The sequence below is a fragment of the Brevundimonas sp. NPDC090276 genome, from assembly GCF_044772165.1.
Classification (GTDB): Bacteria; Pseudomonadota; Alphaproteobacteria; order Caulobacterales; family Caulobacteraceae; genus Brevundimonas.
In genome coordinates, this window is sequence record NZ_JBIVYK010000002.1 from 363,970 (window position 1) to 381,649 (window position 17,680).

Annotated in this window: 19 protein-coding genes; 18 read left to right on the forward strand and 1 reads right to left on the reverse strand. The window is 66.2% G+C overall.

The genetic code is table 11. From position 1 onward, the window contains the following. The first annotated feature begins 12 nt into the window (after nt 1-12). A complete protein-coding gene (locus tag ACIQTU_RS07535) occupies nt 13-363 on the forward strand; it encodes a GFA family protein (protein ID WP_400544684.1) in 351 nt (116 codons plus the stop codon). On the opposite strand, the gene ACIQTU_RS07540 is transcribed toward ACIQTU_RS07535, so the two are convergent. Next, a complete protein-coding gene (locus ACIQTU_RS07540) occupies nt 364-1,491 on the reverse strand; it encodes a S41 family peptidase (RefSeq protein ID WP_400544687.1) in 1,128 nt (375 codons plus the stop codon). Between the two features lie 274 nt (nt 1,492-1,765). On the opposite strand from ACIQTU_RS07540, the gene rpsB reads away from it, so the two are divergent. From rpsB to ACIQTU_RS07625, 17 genes are all read left to right on the forward strand, one after another. Next, nucleotides 1,766-2,611 carry a 30S ribosomal protein S2 gene (gene rpsB, locus ACIQTU_RS07545; RefSeq protein ID WP_400544690.1) on the forward strand — a complete coding sequence of 282 codons (846 nt, stop codon included), beginning with the start codon at nt 1,766-1,768 and terminating at the stop codon, nt 2,609-2,611. Between the two features lie 100 nt (nt 2,612-2,711). Continuing rightward, a complete protein-coding gene (tsf, locus tag ACIQTU_RS07550; protein ID WP_400544693.1) occupies nt 2,712-3,653 on the forward strand; it encodes a translation elongation factor Ts in 942 nt (313 codons plus the stop codon). Between the two features lie 139 nt (nt 3,654-3,792). Next, the gene (gene pyrH, locus ACIQTU_RS07555; RefSeq protein WP_400544696.1) at nt 3,793-4,533 is read left to right on the forward strand and encodes a UMP kinase; all 741 of its coding nucleotides are present in this window, start codon (nt 3,793-3,795) and stop codon (nt 4,531-4,533) included. A 39-nt stretch (nt 4,534-4,572) separates the two neighbouring features. After that, the gene (frr, locus tag ACIQTU_RS07560; RefSeq protein WP_400544699.1) at nt 4,573-5,130 is read left to right on the forward strand and encodes a ribosome recycling factor; all 558 of its coding nucleotides are present in this window, start codon (nt 4,573-4,575) and stop codon (nt 5,128-5,130) included. Nucleotides 5,131-5,160: 30 nt separating this feature from the next. Then, nucleotides 5,161-5,925, forward strand: a complete 765-nt coding sequence (gene uppS / locus ACIQTU_RS07565) for a polyprenyl diphosphate synthase (RefSeq protein WP_400544702.1) — start codon at nt 5,161-5,163, stop codon at nt 5,923-5,925. Next, nucleotides 5,925-6,743, forward strand: a complete 819-nt coding sequence (locus tag ACIQTU_RS07570; RefSeq protein WP_400544705.1) for a phosphatidate cytidylyltransferase — start codon at nt 5,925-5,927, stop codon at nt 6,741-6,743. Before uppS ends, ACIQTU_RS07570 begins: the two co-directional genes overlap by 1 nt. Then, nucleotides 6,740-7,936, forward strand: a complete 1,197-nt coding sequence (dxr, locus tag ACIQTU_RS07575) for a 1-deoxy-D-xylulose-5-phosphate reductoisomerase (RefSeq protein WP_400544708.1) — start codon at nt 6,740-6,742, stop codon at nt 7,934-7,936. Before ACIQTU_RS07570 ends, dxr begins: the two co-directional genes overlap by 4 nt. Nucleotides 7,937-7,959: 23 nt before the next feature. Then, the gene (locus ACIQTU_RS07580; protein WP_400544711.1) at nt 7,960-9,177 is read left to right on the forward strand and encodes a M50 family metallopeptidase; all 1,218 of its coding nucleotides are present in this window, start codon (nt 7,960-7,962) and stop codon (nt 9,175-9,177) included. Between the two features lie 53 nt (nt 9,178-9,230). Further along, nucleotides 9,231-11,630: an outer membrane protein assembly factor BamA gene (gene bamA, locus ACIQTU_RS07585; protein ID WP_400544714.1), complete on the forward strand. Its 2,400-nt coding sequence runs from the start codon at nt 9,231-9,233 to the stop codon at nt 11,628-11,630. 32 nt (nt 11,631-11,662) lie between these two features. Beyond that, the gene (locus tag ACIQTU_RS07590; protein ID WP_400544716.1) at nt 11,663-12,247 is read left to right on the forward strand and encodes an OmpH family outer membrane protein; all 585 of its coding nucleotides are present in this window, start codon (nt 11,663-11,665) and stop codon (nt 12,245-12,247) included. 8 nt (nt 12,248-12,255) lie between these two features. After that, on the forward strand, nt 12,256-13,275 hold the full coding sequence (gene lpxD, locus ACIQTU_RS07595; protein ID WP_400544719.1) for a UDP-3-O-(3-hydroxymyristoyl)glucosamine N-acyltransferase: 1,020 nt from the start codon (nt 12,256-12,258) through the stop codon (nt 13,273-13,275). Beyond that, on the forward strand, nt 13,272-13,736 hold the full coding sequence (gene fabZ, locus ACIQTU_RS07600; RefSeq protein WP_025977361.1) for a 3-hydroxyacyl-ACP dehydratase FabZ: 465 nt from the start codon (nt 13,272-13,274) through the stop codon (nt 13,734-13,736). Before lpxD ends, fabZ begins: the two co-directional genes overlap by 4 nt. Next, a complete protein-coding gene (gene lpxA / locus ACIQTU_RS07605) occupies nt 13,733-14,521 on the forward strand; it encodes an acyl-ACP--UDP-N-acetylglucosamine O-acyltransferase (RefSeq protein WP_400544723.1) in 789 nt (262 codons plus the stop codon). The genes fabZ and lpxA overlap by 4 nt, the downstream gene beginning before the upstream one ends. Then, nucleotides 14,518-15,363, forward strand: a complete 846-nt coding sequence (locus ACIQTU_RS07610) for an LpxI family protein (RefSeq protein ID WP_400544726.1) — start codon at nt 14,518-14,520, stop codon at nt 15,361-15,363. Before lpxA ends, ACIQTU_RS07610 begins: the two co-directional genes overlap by 4 nt. Beyond that, on the forward strand, nt 15,360-16,547 hold the full coding sequence (lpxB, locus tag ACIQTU_RS07615) for a lipid-A-disaccharide synthase (RefSeq protein WP_400544729.1): 1,188 nt from the start codon (nt 15,360-15,362) through the stop codon (nt 16,545-16,547). The genes ACIQTU_RS07610 and lpxB overlap by 4 nt, the downstream gene beginning before the upstream one ends. A gap of 47 nt (nt 16,548-16,594) precedes the next feature. After that, nucleotides 16,595-16,792, forward strand: a complete 198-nt coding sequence (gene thiS / locus ACIQTU_RS07620) for a sulfur carrier protein ThiS (protein ID WP_400544732.1) — start codon at nt 16,595-16,597, stop codon at nt 16,790-16,792. A 52-nt stretch (nt 16,793-16,844) separates the two neighbouring features. Then, on the forward strand, nt 16,845-17,639 hold the full coding sequence (locus ACIQTU_RS07625) for a thiazole synthase (protein WP_400544735.1): 795 nt from the start codon (nt 16,845-16,847) through the stop codon (nt 17,637-17,639). Nucleotides 17,640-17,680: the final 41 nt, after the last annotated feature.

Sequence of the window (17,680 nt, forward strand, 5' to 3'; positions counted from 1 at the left end):
GAGGGATGGATCATGGCCGTGCATAAGGGTTCCTGCCACTGCGGCGCGGTGGCCTATGAGGTCGAGGTCGGGTTGGAGGGCCTGATCGAGTGCAACTGTTCGCACTGCTATCGAAAGGGCTTCGTCCTGGCCTTCGCGCCGCGCTCGGCGTTTCGGCTGACGGCGGGTGAGGAGGCGACGACCTCCTACTTCTTCAACCACCACAAGATCGACCATCGCTTCTGCAAGACCTGCGGGGTTCAGCCCTTCGGCTACGGCGTGGCGCCCGACGGGGCCGAGGTGGCGGCGATCAATGTGCGGACCCTGACCGACGTCGAGCCATGGGCCTGGACGGCCAAGCGAGTGGACGGGCGCAGCTTCTGATCAATTCGGCTCGGGGCGGAACTGTTCTCGTGGGGTGCCGTCTACGGCGTATAGTCGCTCGACCGGGATTTTGATGAGAAGGCCGGTGCGCGGCAGGCGCAGATCATAGATGGCCCCCAGCAGGCCCGCCATCGGCTGGCCGACGACGTGCGCCCCTTGAGCGTGCAGACCGATGGCCAGGCCCTCGCCCATGCTGCCGGTCCAGCGTCCTACGCGGACCTCGAGGGGACCATGGTGGCGCTTGCCGGGGCGCGGCAGGACCTGCTCGAGCCAGCGGCGTTCGATCCCCGTCTGGCGCGCCTCAGCCGGAAGGGTGTGGATCTGATAGGCGGCCGGGGCGTCGACGAACCAGCCCATGATCGCACGGGCGACCACGGTGTTGCCGCCGCTGGGCGTTTCGGTCAGGTCGATGACGATGGGCTGATCGTCTTGAGCCGTCGCCATGGCGGCGTCGAAGGCGGCGATGGTCGCCTGATCGCCCAAGGCGTCGTTGATGCGGATGACGAGAGCGTCGTCTTCCCTGCGGCTTTCCACCAGCGGGTGGTCGCGCCGCGCCGCATAAAGGCTAGGCAGATTCAGGCGTCGAACAGTCCCATTGGCGGCGGTGATCGTCAGATCACGGGAGCGATCCCGTCGCCCGGCGGCCAGGACGCGAGCGGCGTATCCGGCACGATCGCCGTCGGCGGACAGGCCGATTTCACGCCAGAAGGCGACGACGGCCTCGGTCGTCGTCCCGCCTCCCACGGCCGTCAGCCTGTCGCCTGGCTGCACCCCGGCGTTGTGAGCCGGAGAACCTGTGCGGACGGCCGTGATGACCCAGGCCTGGCCTTGAGGTTCGACCCAGAGATCGGAGTAGCTGGGCGTCACGGCCCAGCTGTCGGCGAAGGAAGCGCCGGTAATGGCGTGATGGTCAGCCAGAGCGGTCAAGGCGTGCTCCGCATATCGTAGCAGGCTGGCTTGATCATGGACTGCCCGAGCCTCAGCCCTGAGCGCCTCGCTATCGGGAAAGGCGCCGCCCGGCAGCCGCTCGGCATAGGCGTATTGTTCGTCGATCAGCGAAGGCAGGGCCAGGGCGTCCTGGCGATAGTCCTCGGCGGCCGGCGCGCTTGTCGTTTGCGCGGTCGCCATGGTTGCAAGCGTCAGGGCGACGAAAGGGGCAGTGAGGAGGACGTGGGAAATCCGCATGGCGTCATGAGGTCGGGCTTCGAAGCGGCGGACAAGTTAAATCCCGATCATGTTCACGTACTTGCCTTTTTCCGGCGATGCGCCTAGAGAGCGCGCGCACTTCGCACGTGGGCGTGGCGCGGTCCGGGGAGACATCCCGGCCTGCACCGTTCCGAGGGACCGTCCGGTCCTTTTACTCGCTCACGCTAGGTTTGATCGGAAAAAGGATACAACGATCATGGCTCTGCCTGAATTCTCGATGCGTACGCTGCTGGAAGCCGGCGCTCACTTCGGCCACCAGACGCACCGCTGGAACCCGAAGATGGACCGCTACATCTTCGGCTCGCGCTCGAACATCCACATCATCGACCTGTCGCAGACGATGCCGCTGTTCCACCAGGCTCTGGTGGCTGTGCGCGACGTCGCCGCAAAGGGCGGCCGCGTTCTGTTCGTCGGCACCAAGCGCCAGGCTGCTGGCCCGGTGGCTGAAGCTGCCACGCGCTGCGCCCAGTACTACATGAACAACCGCTGGCTCGGCGGCACGCTGACCAACTGGCGCACCGTCTCGGGCTCGATCGCCCGCCTGCGCGAGCTGGAAGCTGTTCTGGCCAACGGCGGCGAGGGCCGCGTCAAGAAAGAGCTGCTGACCCTGCAGCGCGAGAAGGACAAGCTTGAGCTGTCGCTGGGCGGCATCAAGGACATGGGTTCGATCCCGGACATCATGTTCGTCATCGACACCAACAAGGAGTCGATCGCGATCCAGGAAGCTCGCAAGCTGAACATCCCGATCATCGCCATCCTGGACACCAACTCGGATCCCGACGGCATCACCTACCCGGTCCCGGGCAACGACGACGCCGCCCGCGCCATCCAGACCTACTGCGACCTGATCGCCGACGCCGTCCTGGACGGCCTGGCCGCCGGCGCTTCGGCCTCGGGCATCGACCTGGGCGCTTCGGAAGCTCCGGTCGAGCCGATGCTGCGTGAAGCTGCTGCTCCGGCCGCTGCTGAAGCCGCTCCGGCCGGCACGGAAGGCGCTGCTGAAGAGCTGCTCGCGACGACTGAAGAAAAGGTCGAGGGCTAAGACGCCCTCGGGGTCCGATCGGTGATTGGACCTACGCCAAACTGACATGCGGCCGGGCTATTCAAGCCCGGCCGCTCATTTGAATTTTCAGGAGAAGAACATGGCCGAGATCACTGCCGCCCTCGTGAAGGAACTTCGCGAGCGTTCGGGCGTCGGCATGATGGACTGCAAGAAGGCGCTGGTTGAGAACAACGGCGACATCGACGCAGCTATCGACTGGCTGCGCGCCAAGGGCCTGTCCAAGGCCGCCAAGAAGGCTGACCGCGTCGCCGCTGAAGGCCTGGTCGCCGTGGCTGTTCGCTCGGAAGGCAAAGGCGAAGTCGCCGCCGCCATCGAGTTCAACGCCGAAACCGACTTCGTCGCCCGCAACGACCTGTTCCAGACCGCAGCCAAGTCGTTCGCCCAACTGGGCCTGCACCACGACGGCGTCGAAGCCATTCAGGGCGCGACCCTGGAGAACGGCCGCACGGTTCAGGACGAAGTGACCCAACTGATCGCCACCATCGGCGAGAACATGCAACTGCGCCGCGCCGCCCGCCTGTCGGTCGATGAAGGCGTGGTTTCGACCTACGTCCACAACGCTGTGTCGCCGGGCGTCGGCCGCATCGGCGTGCTGGTGGCTCTGGAAGGCGAAGGCGACCAGGAAGCCCTCCGCGAACTGGGCCGCAAGATCGCCATGCACGTCGCCGCCACGGCGCCGCTGTCGCTGAACACCGACGACCTGGACCCGGCCGCCATCGAGAAGGAACGCTCGGTTCTGATCGAAAAGGCCAAGGAAGAAGGCCGCCCGGAAAACATGATCGAGAAGATCGTGGAAGGCCAGATCAACAAGTTCCAGAAGGACGTGGTGCTGTCGAAGCAACCGTTCGTCATGGACCCGGACGTGACCATCGAGCAGCTGGTCGCCAACTCGGGCAAGGAACTGGGCTCCTCGAACCTGCGCCTGGCCGGCTTCGTCCGTCTGGCTCTGGGCGAGGGCGTCGAGAAGGTCGAGTCGCCGGACTTCGCCTCTGAAGTCGCCTCGATGACGGGCGGCAACTAACACCGAAGTTTCTTCCTGAAAGGGAAGAATTTTCAAAAGGGCGCGTTCGGCTTTGATGGCCGGCGCGCCCTTCGTCTATGATGAGCCGCCGATTCACCTCGCGCGGATGCCTAACCCCAGTATCCACGGACCCTGACCCATGCCCGACGCCCCTTCCGAGTTTCGTTACAAGCGCGTCCTGCTGAAGGTCTCTGGCGAGGTCCTGATGGGCGAGCAGTCCTATGGCATCGACATGAAGACCGTCGATGTCGTGGCGGCGGCGGTCGCCGCCGTGGCGCGCCAGGGCGTCGAAATCTGCCTGGTCATCGGCGGCGGCAACATCTTCCGCGGCCTGTCCAAGGCCGCTGAGGGCATGGACCGCGCCAACGCCGACTACATGGGCATGCTGGCCACCATCATGAACGCCCTGGCCATGCAGGGCGCGCTCGAGAAGATCGGCGTTGACACGCGGGTCCAGAGCGCCATTCCCATGGCCGCTATCGCCGAGCCCTACATCCGCCGTCGCGCCATGCGGCACCTCGAGAAGGGGCGGGTGGTGATCTTCGCCGCCGGCGTGGGCGCCCCCTTCTTCACGACTGATTCGGGCGCCGCGCTGCGCGCGGCTGAAATGGGCTGCGACGCCCTGCTGAAGGGCACCAGCGTGGACGGCGTCTATACCGCCGATCCCAAGAAGGACGCGACGGCGACCCGCTATGAAACCCTCAGCTATCAGGAAGTTCTGGCCAAGGACCTGCGCGTCATGGACGCCTCGGCCATCGCCCTGATGCGCGACAGCGACATTCCGATCGTCGTCTTCTCGATCCGTGAGGAAGATTCGCTTCGCAAGACCCTGCGCGGCGAAGGCACCTTCACCGTCATCACCAACAACAAGGCCGCGTAAGCAGCCCTCGACCCGAACGACCAGACCAAGGAAACCGCCATGGCCAAGCCCGACCTCAAGACCTACCGGGACCGGATGGACAAGTCCGTCGCCTCGCTGAAGGAAGACTACGCCGGGCTGCGGACGGGGCGGGCCAATGCGGGTCTGCTGGATCCGGTCCAGGTCGAAGCCTATGGCTCGACCTCGCCGCTGAACGCCGTGGCCGCCATCAGCGTGCCTGAGCCGCGCATGATTTCGGTCAACGTCTGGGACAAGGGCATGGTCGGTCCGGTCGAGAAGGCCGTTCGCGCCGCCGGTCTGGGCCTGAACCCGATCGTGGACGGTCAGACCCTGCGTATTCCGGTTCCGCCGCTGACCGAAGAGCGCCGCAAGGACCTGGTCAAGCTGGCAGGCAAGTACGCCGAACAGCAGAAGATCGCCGTGCGCAATGTGCGTCGTGACGCCAATGACGACCTGAAAAAGGCCGAAAAGGCCACGGAGATCAGTCAGGACGAACAGAAGAAGATGGAAGCTGAGGTCCAGAAGGACACCGACGCGGCCATCAAGCGCATTGACGAGGCCTTGAAGGCCAAGGAAGTCGAGATCATGCAGGTCTGACGCAGGTCTGCGTCGGGAGGGATCTTTACAATGTCGGCCGAGACCGTCGCCACGGCGCCTGAAAAGGGGCCACGTCACGTCGCCCTGATCATGGACGGCAACGGTCGCTGGGCCGAGCGTCGTGGTCTGCCGCGCGTCATGGGCCACCGCGAGGGAGTCCAGGCGCTGCGCCGCACGATCAAGGCGGCGCCGGACTTCGGCATCCGCTGCCTGACCGTGTTCGGCTTCTCAACCGAGAACTGGAGCCGTCCGGCGGACGAGGTGTCGGACCTGATGGGCCTGGTGCGGGCCTTCGTCGGCAGTGATCTGAAGCGGCTGGAAGCCGCAGGAGTGCGCATCCGCATCCTGGGCCGCCGCAAGGGGTTGCCCAGCGACATAGCCGCCATCGTCGATCGCGCCGAAGCCCAGACCGCACACAATACTGGCTTCCTGTTGCAGGTGGCGTTCAATTACGGCGGTCGGGCCGACTTGGTCGATGCGGCGCAGCGGCTGGTCGAGCAGGCCCGCGCGGGGCAGTTCAGCGGCGACGTGACCGAGGACGACCTCGGCGCCGGCCTGTCCACGGCGGGCGCGCCGCCGGTCGATCTGATCGTGCGGACCTCGGGCGAGCAGCGGCTGTCCAACTTCCTGTTGTGGGAAGCTGCCTACGCCGAACTGGTGTTCCAGGACATTCTCTGGCCGGACTATGGCGCCGAGGCGCTGGGCGAGGCGGTGTCCCTCTATGGTAATCGCGAGCGGCGATATGGCGGGCGCGACGCCTTGCCGGACGCAGCCGTGAAGACGGCGGTAGGCTGATGGCGTTGAAGATCGGTGACATCGGCCTGAGAGCGGCCTCGGCCGTTGTGCTCGCGCCGGCGGCCGTCCTGGCCACCTGGGCCGGCGGCGGCTGGTTCTGCGCCCTGGTGGTGGCCGCCTGTGGCCTGCTGGCGTTTGAATGGGCGCGGATGAGTGCGCCGCGCTTCTGGCGTTCGGTCGGCGCTGCCGTGGCTCTGGCTCTGATCATCGCTGTGGTTGCCGCGCATATCGGGCAGATGTCGCTGGCGCTGGTCCTGCTGGTTTTCGGCGCTCTGGCGGCGGGATTGTTTGCGCGGTCGCGCGGGGCTGAAGCGCTGGATGCGGCCTATGGCGTGCTCTACCTTGGTTGGCCCTGCGTCCTTCTGATCTGGCTGCGCGATCTGAACGACGCTCAGGGTCTTTACTGGACCGTGCTGGTCTTTGCCGTGGCCTGGGCTTCGGACATTCTGGCCTATCTGGTCGGCAGCGCCGTGGGCGGACCCAAGCTGTGGCCGCGCTTTTCGCCCAACAAGACCTGGTCCGGCTTCATCGGCGGCCTGATCGCCGGGATGGTCGCCGGCGCCGCCATGGCGGGATGGCTCGAGATGGGTCGCCTGAACGCCTTCTGGGGCGGGATTCTCGGTCTTGCGGCCGCGCTGGCTACCATGGCGGGCGACCTGTGGGAGTCGGCCCTGAAGCGTCGGTTCGGTGTCAAGGACGCGGGCAACATCATTCCTGGTCATGGCGGACTGCTGGACCGGGTCGACGGCCTGATGTTCGCGGTCGTGGTCGTGGCGGCGGGGCGTGTGATCGTTCTGATGCTGGGGCAGGGGTCGTGATCACCCGCAAGGTCAGCGTGCTGGGCTCAACCGGCTCGGTCGGCACCTCGACGCTGGACCTGATGGATCAGGCCGAGGCGGCAGGGTCAGGCGCGTTCCAGGTCGAGGTCCTGACCGGCGGAAACAATATCACCCGTTTGGCCGAACAGGCCCGGCGCTGGCGGCCGAAGCTGGCCGTAACGGCCGATCCGGCCCGTCTGTCGGAACTGCGCGACGCCCTGACGGGAACGGACGTCGAGGTCGCCGCTGGACCCGAAGCCATCGTCGAGGCCGCGACCCGGCCCGTGGATTGGGTCATGGCCTCCATTGTCGGCTCGGCAGGGCTGCGCTCGGCCTGGGCCGCGGCCGGTACCGGCGCGACCCTGGCCCTGGCTAACAAGGAAAGCCTCGTCTGCTGCGGCCCGGCGCTGATTGAGCGGGTCAAGCGCAGCGGGGGCAAGCTGATACCGGTCGACTCCGAACATTCCGCCATCTTCCAGGTCTTTCCCGCCGAGGCGCCCGAGCAGGTGTCGAAGCTGGTTCTGACTGCTTCGGGCGGACCGTTCCGCACCCTGCCGCGCGAGGCCATGGGCCGGATCACGCCAGAGCAGGCGGTCGCCCATCCCAACTGGAGCATGGGCGCCAAGATATCGGTCGACAGCGCCACCATGGCCAACAAGGGTCTGGAGCTGATCGAGGCGGCCTATCTGTTCGCCATGACTGGTGACCGGATCGACGTGGTGGTTCATCCCGAATCAATCATCCACAGCCTTGTGGAATATGTGGATGGTTCGACCCTGGCCCAGATGGGGCCGCCGGACATGAAGACGCCGATCGCCTGCGCCCTGGCCTGGCCCGACCGTATGGTCTGGCCCGCGCCCAGGCTGGATCTGGCCGCCCTGGGCCGTCTGACCTTTGAGGCGCCCGACATGGCGCGCTTCCCGGCGTTGCGGCTGGCGCGCGAGGCCCTGGCGGCGGGCGGCGTTGCGCCCATCGTTTTCAATGCGGCCAACGAGGTCGCGGCCTTGGCCTTCCTTGACCGTCGGCTGGGCTTTCTCAATATTGCCGCAGTCGTCGCCGACACCTTGGAGCGTGCGACGAACGCGGGGGTGGGTTCCGGTTCCGACGACGCCTGTGACGCGGCCCTGGCCGTGGACGCCATGGCCCGGCGGATCGCGAACGACATCATCGCCTCGCTCGCGATTGCTGCCTGAGGGCGACAGGAGACATGACTGGGATGCTAGGTGTTCTTGGGCAGGCCCTGATCTATGTCGTGCCGTTTTTGCTGGTGCTGACCTTGGTCGTCACCATTCACGAACTGGGTCACTTCCTGACGGCGCGTGCCTTCGGCGTGAAGATGGAGCGTTTCTCCATCGGCTTCGGCCGCGCCGTCTTTCAGCGCACGGACAAGCAGGGCGTCGAGTGGCGGCTGGGCTGGCTGCCGCTGGGCGGCTACGTCAAATTCGCCGGCGATCTGGACGCGACGGGCGTGCCGGATCGCGCCGGTCTGGACGCGCTGAAGCAGGAACTTGTCGCTGCCCATGGGCCGGGCGCTGAAAAAGATTACCTGTATTTCAAGCCTCTGTGGCAGCGCGCCCTGGTTGTCGCGGGCGGTCCCTTCGCCAACTTCGTGCTGGCCATCTTCATCTTCACCCTGCTGTTCAGCCTGGTCGGAGTTGAGCTTCGCCCGGCCCGCGTCATGCAGGTGCAAGCGGAATCCCCGGCCGCCGCCGCTGGCTTCCTGCCGGGCGACCTGATCACCCGCGTCAATGGCAAGCTGATCGCAGACGGGGGCGAGGTGACCCAGGTCGTAGCCCTGAGCAGCGGCGATCCGGTCCGGTTCACCGTCGAGCGCGCGGGCGCCGAGGTGCAGCTGACCGCCACGCCCGAACGCAAGATCGAAGAGAACCCCATCGCCGGGCGGGTCTCGGTCGGCCGTATCGGCCTGGCCCTGGGCTCCAGCCGCGATGAGGTGCGTCACGTTCGTTATGGACCGATCGCCGCTGTGGGCCGTGGTTTCAAGGAAACCCGCAATATCCTGAGCACCACCTTCACCTATATCGGCCGCATCTTCACCGGGCGCGAATCGGGTGACCAGTTCAGCGGTCCTCTGGGAATCGCCAAGGCTTCGGGCGCCCTGACCAATGCAGCCGTGTCGGCCAATCCCGATCCTCTGGCCATGGCGGGAAATCTCCTGCTGACGCTGACCAGCTTCGCCGCCATACTTTCGGTCGGAATCGGTTTTCTAAATCTCATGCCCGTTCCGGTTCTGGATGGGGGGCATCTGATGTTTTACGCCTATGAGGCGGTGGCACGCCGGCCGGTGGCGGCCAGGGTTCAGGAGGCGGGATATCGTGTCGGTCTTGCTTTGCTGGCCAGTTTAATGTTGTTCGCGACCTGGAACGACCTGCAGAAACTCAATCTCTTCAAATTCCTCGGCGGGCTCGTCTCGTGAGCCGACGCCAGCCCCCGATGGTTCCCCGAATGATTCAGAACGACAGTCGCCTCATGATCCGAACCCGTGGCCGTATCCTTGGACCCAGCGCCCTGGCGTTGGCCGTCGCCGCCGGCCTGGCTGGTCCGGCCCTGGCGCAGACCGCGCCTGCCGCCGCTCCGGCGGCCGCTCAGCAGGACCCCCAGGTGGTGGTGACGGCGCCGGCGGAGGATCGCGCCGTGGTCAATCGCATCGTCGTGCGTGGCAACCAGCGCATCGACCAAACGACCGTCCTGTCCTATCTGCCGATCCAGCCGGGCGACACCATCGACGCGGCGACGATCGACGTGGCCGTGCGGACCCTGTCGCGCACCGGCCTGTTCGCTAACGTGCAGCTGGGCCTTCAGCCGAACGGCGACCTGGTGGTCGAGATCGTGGAAAACCCGATCATCAACCAGGTGACCTTCGAGGGTAACAAGGCGCTCACCCAGAAGAAGCTGACGGACGAGGTCACGATCAAGCCGCGCGGCATCTACACCCGCGCGCGCGTCCAGGAGGACGTCGGCAAGATCATCGAGCTGTACCGCCTGTCGGGCCGCATCTCGGCTACAGTGACGCCCAAGCTGGTCCAACTGGAACAGAACCGCGTCGACGTGGTGTTCGAGATCGACGAGGGCCCCGAGACCGGCGTCGCCGCCATCACATTCCTCGGCAACACGGCCTTCTCGGACAGCGATTTGCGCGACGTCATGGTCACCAAGCAGTCCAGCTGGTGGCGCCTGTTCAGCTCGAACGACAACTACGACCCGAACCGACTGGATTACGACCGGGAGCAACTGCGGAAATTCTATACCAACCGCGGCTATTATGATTTCCGCATCCTGTCGTCTGTGGCGGAACTGAAGCCCGACAACAGCGCCTTCGGCATGACGATCACGCTGGAAGAGGGCGATCGCTACAACTTCGGCGAGGTCAAGGTTGTCACCGAGAACGACCGTCTGAACGCGGAATTCCTGCAGCGTCTTCTGCCAATCCGTTCTGGCGACCTGTACGAAAGCGATCGGATCGAAAGCGCCGTCGACGCCTTGACCTTCGCGGCGGGCTCGGCGGGTTACGCCTTCGTTGAGATCAATCCGACCTATCGGGCCAACCCCGAGACGGACACGGTCGATGTGACCTTCAACCTGAGGGAAGGTCAGCGCGTCTACATCGACCGCATTAACGTGGTCGGCAATACGCAGACTCTGGACTCGGTCATTCGTCGCGAGCTGATGGTGGGCGAAGGCGACGCCTTCAACCGCAGCCTGGTGGAACGCTCGCGCAACAATCTCCGCGCACTGGGCTTCTTCAAGGACGTCAAGATCGAGGAAACGCGCGGCAGCGCGCCCGACCGCACGGTCGTGAACGTCACCGTGGAAGAGCAGCCGACCGGCGAACTGTCGGTTGGGGCTGGTTTCAGCTCGGTCGACTCCTTCGTGCTGAACCTCGGCGTCACGCAGCGCAACTTCCGTGGTCGAGGTCAGAATGTCGTGGCGCGGGCCGAGTGGGGTTCTCTGCGCCAGCAGATCGACTTCCGCTTCACCGAGCCCAAGTTCATGGGCCGTGATCTGCGGGCCGGCTTCGACCTGTTCCACACCCGCTACGACCTGAGCGAGTACTCGTCGTACGACTATCGCTCGACCGGCGGCGGTCTGCGGCTCAGCTATCCTCTGAACGGCTATTCGCTGTTCAGCCTGCGATATTTCCTCAAGAGCGACGAAGTCATCATTCCGTCGGGCTATTGCAACGGGACCGGCTCGTCGGCGCTGTGCGATCAGGCCGGGGCGTTCCTCAATTCGTCGGCCGGCTATACGCTAATGGTCGATCGTCGTAACGATCCGGTGCGTCCTACTCGCGGTTGGACGGCGTCTGTTCGTCAGGACTTCGCCGGCATCGGCGGGGACGTCAACTACCTGAAGACCGAGGCCGACGCCTCCTGGTACTGGGGCATCAGCCCGGCCTGGATTGTCAGTGTTCAAGGCTCGACGGGCTATGTGTCGGGCTGGAACGGCGATCCCATTCGCATCAATGACCGCTTCTTCAAGGGCGGAAACAGCTTCCGCGGCTTCGAAACGGCCGGTATGGGCGCACGCGACCTGACCACGACCGACGCGTTGGGCGGAAACTTCTACGCCATTGGCACGGTTGAACTGACGGTGCCGAATTATCTGCCCGACGAGTATGGCATCAAGACTTCGCTGTTCGCTGATGTGGGAACTCTGGGCCTGCTGGATGACCGCTACACGGTCAACTCTGTGACGGGCCAACCCAATCCGAACATCGTCGACAACCTGGCCCTGCGCGCGGCGGCCGGCGTCAGCATCCACTGGCGGTCGCCCATGGGCCCGATCCGCTTCGACCTGTCCAAGGTTCTGTCGAAGGAAGACTACGACAAGACCGAGACCTTCCGCTTCTCCACCTCGACCCAGTTCTAACCGCAGCCTTCCAGACTGCTCAAAGGTTCAAGATGAAACTGTTCGCTATCGGCGCCTTCGCCATCGCTTCGCTCGCCGCTTCGTCGGCATTGGCCCAGGCGCAAGGCCCCGCCAACCCCGGTCCGGCGATCCCGGGCGTCTGCGTCTATTTCAACCAGCAGGCCCTGGCCCAGTCGACCGTCGGTCAAGCCGTTCAGACGCGTATGGAGCAACTGGCGCAAGAAGTTCAGGGTGAGATCACCCCCTACGCCACGCAATTGCAGACCGAGTATCAGGCCCTGCAGCAAGGCGCGGCCACCATCCCGGCTGACCAGCTGAACCAGCGCCGTCAAGCCCTGCAGCAGCGCGCTCAGGAAGCTCAGCAGCTGGAGCAGACCCGCGACAACGAACTGCGCTACACCCTGGCTGAGCAGCGCAAGAAGATCTCGGAAGCCATCGAGCCGATCCTGGTCGCCGTCTATCAGGAGAAGGGCTGCGGCATCCTGGTCGACCGCGAAAGCGTCTTCATCATGAACCCGGCCATGGACGTGACGCCGCTGGTCATCCAGCGCCTGAACGCGGCCCTGCCGACGCTCAGCTTCAACCGCATGCCGGTTCCGGCTCAGCCGCAGTCGTAAGGCGGGCCATGCCCGATCCGAGGTTCTTTCAGACCCTGTCGCCCCTGACGGTCGCCGCCCTCGCCGAGCACATCGGTGGGGAGGTGGCTCGGGGCGGCGAAGTCGTCATCTCGGCCGTTGCGCCCCTGTCCACAGCGGACCGGGGCGCGATTGCGTTTCTGGGCGACCGCAAGTTCGCCGCTGCCTTGGCGGAGACGAAGGCCGGCTGCGTGATCGTGCCGGCGTCGGCTGTTGAGTTGGCGCCCGCTGATGCCGCCGTCATCGTTTCGGGCGAGGCCCAGGCGAGCTGGGCGCGGGCTTCGGCCCTGCTGCACCGGCCGATCCGCCTGGATCGCGCCATCAACGCCGCCGAGGCCGCCGAGGACGACACCGTGGTGATCGAGCCGGGCGTGGTGCTGGGCGAGGGGGTCCGCATCGGGCGCGGCACGCGCATCGGCGCCAACACCGTCATCGGTCCTGGCGTCCAGATCGGCCGCGACTGCCTGATCAGCTCAGGCGTGACCGTCGGCTTCGCCCTGCTCGGCGACCGGGTGAAGCTGTTGGCGGGCGCGCGGATCGGCGAGTCGGGTTTCGGCGCCGCCGGGTCGAAGGCCGGTCCGGTGGACATCCCGCAATTGGGCCGTGTGATCCTGCAGGACGGGGTCACGGTCGGCGCCAACTCTTGCATCGACCGGGGCGCCTATGACGACACCGTCATCGGCGAGAACACCAAGATCGATAACCTGGTCATGATCGGCCACAACTGCGTCATAGGCCGCAACAACCTGATGGCGGCCCACACCGGCATCTCGGGCTCGGTCACCAGCGGCGACAACTGCATCTTTGGCGGCCGGGCGGGCGTGGGCGACCATATCAGCATCGGCGAGGGCGCGCGCGTCGCGGCCGGCGGCGGCGTATTGGCCGACATCCCGCCTGGAGAGATATGGTCTGGCTATCCCGCCAAACCGCTTCGCCAGTTCTTGCGCGAGACGGTGTGGCTGTCCAAACAGGCGTCCCAGAAGAAGGGCGCGAAGGAATCGAAAGAATGAGCGAAGACAACAAGATCGATTACGCCGAGGTGATGCGTCGCCTGCCGCACCGCTATCCCTTCCTGCTGGTCGACAAGGCCGAGGACTTCGTGGCGGCGACCTCGATCGTCGGCATCAAGAACGTCACCCACAACGAGCCCTTCTTCCCCGGTCACTTCCCGATCGACCCGGTCATGCCGGGCGTCCTGATCGTCGAGGCCATGGCCCAGACGGGCGCGCTGCTGATGTCCAAGTCGCTGGATGTGGCCGTGGCCGACAAGGTCATCATGTTCATGTCGATCGACGGCGTGCGCTTCCGCAAGCCGGCCCGTCCGGGCGACCAACTGCGCATGGAGGTCAAGGTGATCCGCGCGCGCGGCGACGCCTACAAGTTCCGCGGCGAGACCTTCATCGACGGCAAGCTGGCCGCCGAGGCCGAGTTCATGGCCATGGTCGTGACCGTGGCGGAGCCCGCCCAGTGACCATCCACCCGACCGCCGTCGTCGACGCCTCGGCCCGGATCGCCGACGGGGTCGTGATCGGCCCCTGGTGCGTCGTCGGCCCGGGCGTGACCCTGGCCGAGGGCGTCAAGCTGGTCAGTCATGTGGTGGTCCAGCAGGACACCAGCGTCGGTGCGCGCACGGTGATCCACCCCTTCGCCGTCATCGGCGGCGATCCGCAGCACAATGGCTACAAGGGCGAGCCGGTGCGGCTGGAGATCGGCGCGGACAACGTCATCCGCGAGCACGCCACCTTCAACCGTGGCACGCCGCAGGGAACGGGCGTGACGCGCGTCGGCTCGAACGGCCTGTTCATGACCGGCGCCCACGTCGGCCACGACTGCGTCGTCGGCGACAATGTCGTCATGGCCAACAACGCCACCCTGGGCGGTCACGCTCGGGTGGGCGACAAGGTCTTCCTCGGCGGTCTGTGCGCCGTGCACCAGAACGGCCGGGTGGGGCAGGGCGCCATCGTCGGCGGGCTGGCCGCCGTGACGCGCGACGTCATCCCCTATGGCTCGGCCTGGGGCAACCACGCCAGCCTGCATGGCCTCAACCTGATCGGGCTGAAGCGCAAGGGCTACGGCAAGGATGCGGTGCGCCGTTTGTTGGCCGCCTATCGCGACCTGTTCGAGGGCCAAGGCGTCTTCGCCGAGCGGCTGGATCAGGTCGAGACGACCTATGCCGACCTGCCCGAGATCATGGAGATCGTCGCCTTCATCCGCGACGGCGCCAAGCGGCCGCTCTGCCTGCCGGGCAAGGAATGACGCTGAAGGTGGGGCCCAAGCTGGGTCTGATCGCCGGGGGCGGCGACCTGCCGGCCCGCATCGCGGCGCGGTGCGAGGCCGAGGGGCGGGCGGTCTTCATCATCCGTCTGGCGGGCTTCGCCGACGAGCATCTCGTGCGCTGGCCCGGCGCCGACTTCGGCATGGCCGAGATCGGCCGCATCCTGAAGACGATGAAGGCCGAGGGTTGCGAGGCCGTCTGTCTGGCTGGGTATGTGAACCGTCCTGATTTCAAAAACTTGAAGCCTGATTTTAAAGGCGCGACCCTGCTGCCCGGCATCGTCGCGGCGGCGACCAAGGGCGACGACGCCCTCTTGCGCAAGATCCTATCGGTGTTCGAATCCGAGGGCTACGCGGTCGAGGGCGCCGACGATATCCTGGGCGGCGAGGCTCTGGCGGCTGGGGCCTTGGGCGCGGTCACGCCGACGGCGGAGCAACTCGCCGACCTGAAGAAGGCGCTGCACGTCGCTGAAAAATCAGGCGAACTGGATATCGGCCAGGGCGCGGTCGTTTGCGACGGACTGGTGCTGGCGGTCGAGGCGCAGGAAGGCACGGACGAGATGCTGCGCCGTGTGGCGGGCCTGCCCGCCGACCTGCATGGCGCGCCGGACGCGCTGAAGGGCGCTCTGGGCAAGGCGCCCAAGCCGATCCAGGATCTACGCGTCGACATGCCGGTCATCGGTCCGAGGACGGTCGAATTGGCCGCCGCCGCCGGTCTGGCGGGCATTGGCGGGTTCGCCGAGCGACTGATCGTCATTGACCATGAAGCCCTGGTTGAGGCGGCGGACCGTCTGGGCCTGTTCGTCTGGGGCATGGAACGATGAGCCGTCCGCTGAAGATCATGCTGGTGGCCGCCGAGGCGTCGGGTGACGCCCTAGGCGCCGGTCTGGCTCATGCGCTGAAGACGCGTCTGGGGTCGGACGTCAGCTTTGTCGGCGTCGGCGGGCCCAAGATGGCGGACGAGGGCGTGGTCAGTCCCTTCGACATCGCCGAACTATCCATCCTGGGCTGGATCGAGGGGCTGAAGGCCTATGGTCTGGTCAAGCGTCGGGTGGCCGACACGGTCGCCCTGGCCAAGGCCGAGCAGCCGGACGCCGTGGTGCTGATCGACAGCTGGGGCTTCACCATCCGCGTGGCCAAGGCGCTGCGCGAGGTGCTGCCGGGCGTGCCGCTGATCAAGTATGTCGGACCCCAGGTCTGGGCCTCGCGTCCGGGGCGGGCCAAGACCCTGGCCGCCAGCGTCGATCACCTGCTGTCGCTCTACAGCTTCGATGCCCCATGGTTCGAGCGCGAGGGCCTGCCGACGACGGTCGTGGGGTCACAGGCCCTGCACGTCGACATGGCCAGCGCCGACGGCGCCCGGTTCCGCGCCGCGCGCGGCATCGCCGCTGATACGCCTCTGCTGCTGGTCCTGCCGGGCAGCAGGCCCAGCGAGATCACCCGCATGACGCCTGTCTTCGAGGCGACGGTGAAGCGTCTGAAGGCGGCGACCCCGTCGCTGGAGATCGCCGTGATCGCCGCCGGCACGGTCGCCGCCGATGTGGCGGGCCGCGTCGCCGCCTGGCCCTTCCGCGCCCATCTGGTGCAGGAAGCCGACAAGTACGACGCGATGAAGGCGGCCAATGTCGCCCTGGCCACCAGCGGCACGGTCTCGACCGAGCTGGCCCTGGCGGGCGCGCCCATGGTCATCGCCTACAAGATCGACGGGCTTTCCTATCTGCTGATGAAGAACCTGGTGACGGCCAAGCACATCACCCTGTTCAACATCGCCGCCGACGAGCGCATCGCCCCTGAATTCATTCAGAACGACGCCACGCCCGAGAAGCTGACAGAGGCGGTCGGGCGCCTGTTGTCGGACCCGCAGGCGGCTGCGGATCAGGCTGCGCGCCAGACGGCGGCGCTGGACCTGATGGGGCGCGGCGGACCTGACCCGTCGGAGCTGGCGGCGGATGCGGTGCTGCGCGTGATCGCCGACAGGGCGGAAACGCGCTATAGGGGCGGTTCTTAAAAGGCGCGTGTTTTCAACATGAGCCTGTGGCTGCTCGGACAGATGTGATGCGTATCGAAGTTAACGGCGAGGTTCGCGACACCGCCGCCACGACCATTCTGGGCCTGGTGCAGGAGCTGTCGCTGGACCCCAAGAAGGTGGCGGTCGAGCGCAATCTGGAGATTGTGCCGCGCTCGCTGCACGGCGAAACGGCGCTGGCCGAGGGCGACAAGATCGAGCTGGTGCAGTTCGTCGGCGGCGGCTGACCGATCAAATCCCGCAACGGCGCTTCCCCCCGGCGCACGGCGGCGCTAGGTCATGAACATGACCGATACAGCCCCCCGCACCGACAGCTGGACCGTCGCCGGCCGCACCTTCAACTCGCGCCTGATCGTGGGCACCGGCAAGTACCGGGACTATGCCCAGAACGCGGCGGCGGCTGAGGCCTCGGGCGCGGAAATCGTCACCGTGGCGGTGCGCCGGGTCAACCTGACCGATCCGAACCAGCCGGTGCTGACCGACTTCATCGATCCCAAGAAATACACCTACCTGCCCAATACGGCGGGTTGCTTCACCGGTGAGGACGCGGTGCGGACCCTGCGTCTGGCGCGCGAGGCGGGCGGCTGGACCCTGGTGAAACTTGAGGTCCTGTCGGATCAGCGCACGCTGTTCCCCGACATGGAAGAGACCCTGCGGTCGCTGAAGCTGCTGACCGCTGAGGGCTTCGAGGTCATGGTCTATTGCACCGATGATCCCGTCTATGCCCGCAAGCTGGAAGACGCGGGCGCGGTGGCCATCATGCCGCTGGGCGCGCCGATCGGCTCGGGTCTGGGCGTGCAGAACCCCATCAACATCCGCCTGATCGTCGAGCAGTCCAAGGTGCCGGTCCTGGTCGACGCGGGCGTGGGCACGGCTTCGGACGCCGCCATCGCCATGGAGCTGGGCTGCGACGGCGTGCTGATGAACACCGCCATCGCCGAGGCGCGCGATCCGCTCCTGATGGCCAGCGCCATGAAGCACGCGGTCATCGCCGGGCGTGAATCCTATCTGGCGGGACGGATGAAGAAGCGCCTCTATGCCGATCCGTCCTCGCCGCTGGCCGGTCTGATCTAGACCGCGACGCCAGTCCGCGACCTTGGGGCTGCTTGCAGCCT

Bases quoted from the DNA above. Each gene is read 5' to 3' on its own strand.
- ACIQTU_RS07535 (WP_400544684.1), top strand. From the start codon at position 13: ATGGCCGTGCATAAGGGTTCCTGCCACTGCGGCGCGGTGGCCTATGAG.
- ACIQTU_RS07540 (WP_400544687.1), bottom strand. From the start codon at position 1,491: ATGGCGACCGCGCAAACGACAAGCGCGCCGGCCGCCGAGGACTATCGC.
- rpsB (WP_400544690.1), top strand. From the start codon at position 1,766: ATGGCTCTGCCTGAATTCTCGATGCGTACGCTGCTGGAAGCCGGCGCT.
- tsf (WP_400544693.1), top strand. From the start codon at position 2,712: ATGGCCGAGATCACTGCCGCCCTCGTGAAGGAACTTCGCGAGCGTTCG.
- pyrH (WP_400544696.1), top strand. From the start codon at position 3,793: ATGCCCGACGCCCCTTCCGAGTTTCGTTACAAGCGCGTCCTGCTGAAG.
- frr (WP_400544699.1), top strand. From the start codon at position 4,573: ATGGCCAAGCCCGACCTCAAGACCTACCGGGACCGGATGGACAAGTCC.
- uppS (WP_400544702.1), top strand. From the start codon at position 5,161: ATGTCGGCCGAGACCGTCGCCACGGCGCCTGAAAAGGGGCCACGTCAC.
- ACIQTU_RS07570 (WP_400544705.1), top strand. From the start codon at position 5,925: ATGGCGTTGAAGATCGGTGACATCGGCCTGAGAGCGGCCTCGGCCGTT.
- ACIQTU_RS07580 (WP_400544711.1), top strand. From the start codon at position 7,960: ATGCTAGGTGTTCTTGGGCAGGCCCTGATCTATGTCGTGCCGTTTTTG.
- bamA (WP_400544714.1), top strand. From the start codon at position 9,231: ATGATCCGAACCCGTGGCCGTATCCTTGGACCCAGCGCCCTGGCGTTG.
- ACIQTU_RS07590 (WP_400544716.1), top strand. From the start codon at position 11,663: ATGAAACTGTTCGCTATCGGCGCCTTCGCCATCGCTTCGCTCGCCGCT.
- lpxD (WP_400544719.1), top strand. From the start codon at position 12,256: ATGCCCGATCCGAGGTTCTTTCAGACCCTGTCGCCCCTGACGGTCGCC.
- fabZ (WP_025977361.1), top strand. From the start codon at position 13,272: ATGAGCGAAGACAACAAGATCGATTACGCCGAGGTGATGCGTCGCCTG.
- ACIQTU_RS07610 (WP_400544726.1), top strand. From the start codon at position 14,518: ATGACGCTGAAGGTGGGGCCCAAGCTGGGTCTGATCGCCGGGGGCGGC.
- lpxB (WP_400544729.1), top strand. From the start codon at position 15,360: ATGAGCCGTCCGCTGAAGATCATGCTGGTGGCCGCCGAGGCGTCGGGT.
- thiS (WP_400544732.1), top strand. From the start codon at position 16,595: ATGCGTATCGAAGTTAACGGCGAGGTTCGCGACACCGCCGCCACGACC.
- ACIQTU_RS07625 (WP_400544735.1), top strand. From the start codon at position 16,845: ATGAACATGACCGATACAGCCCCCCGCACCGACAGCTGGACCGTCGCC.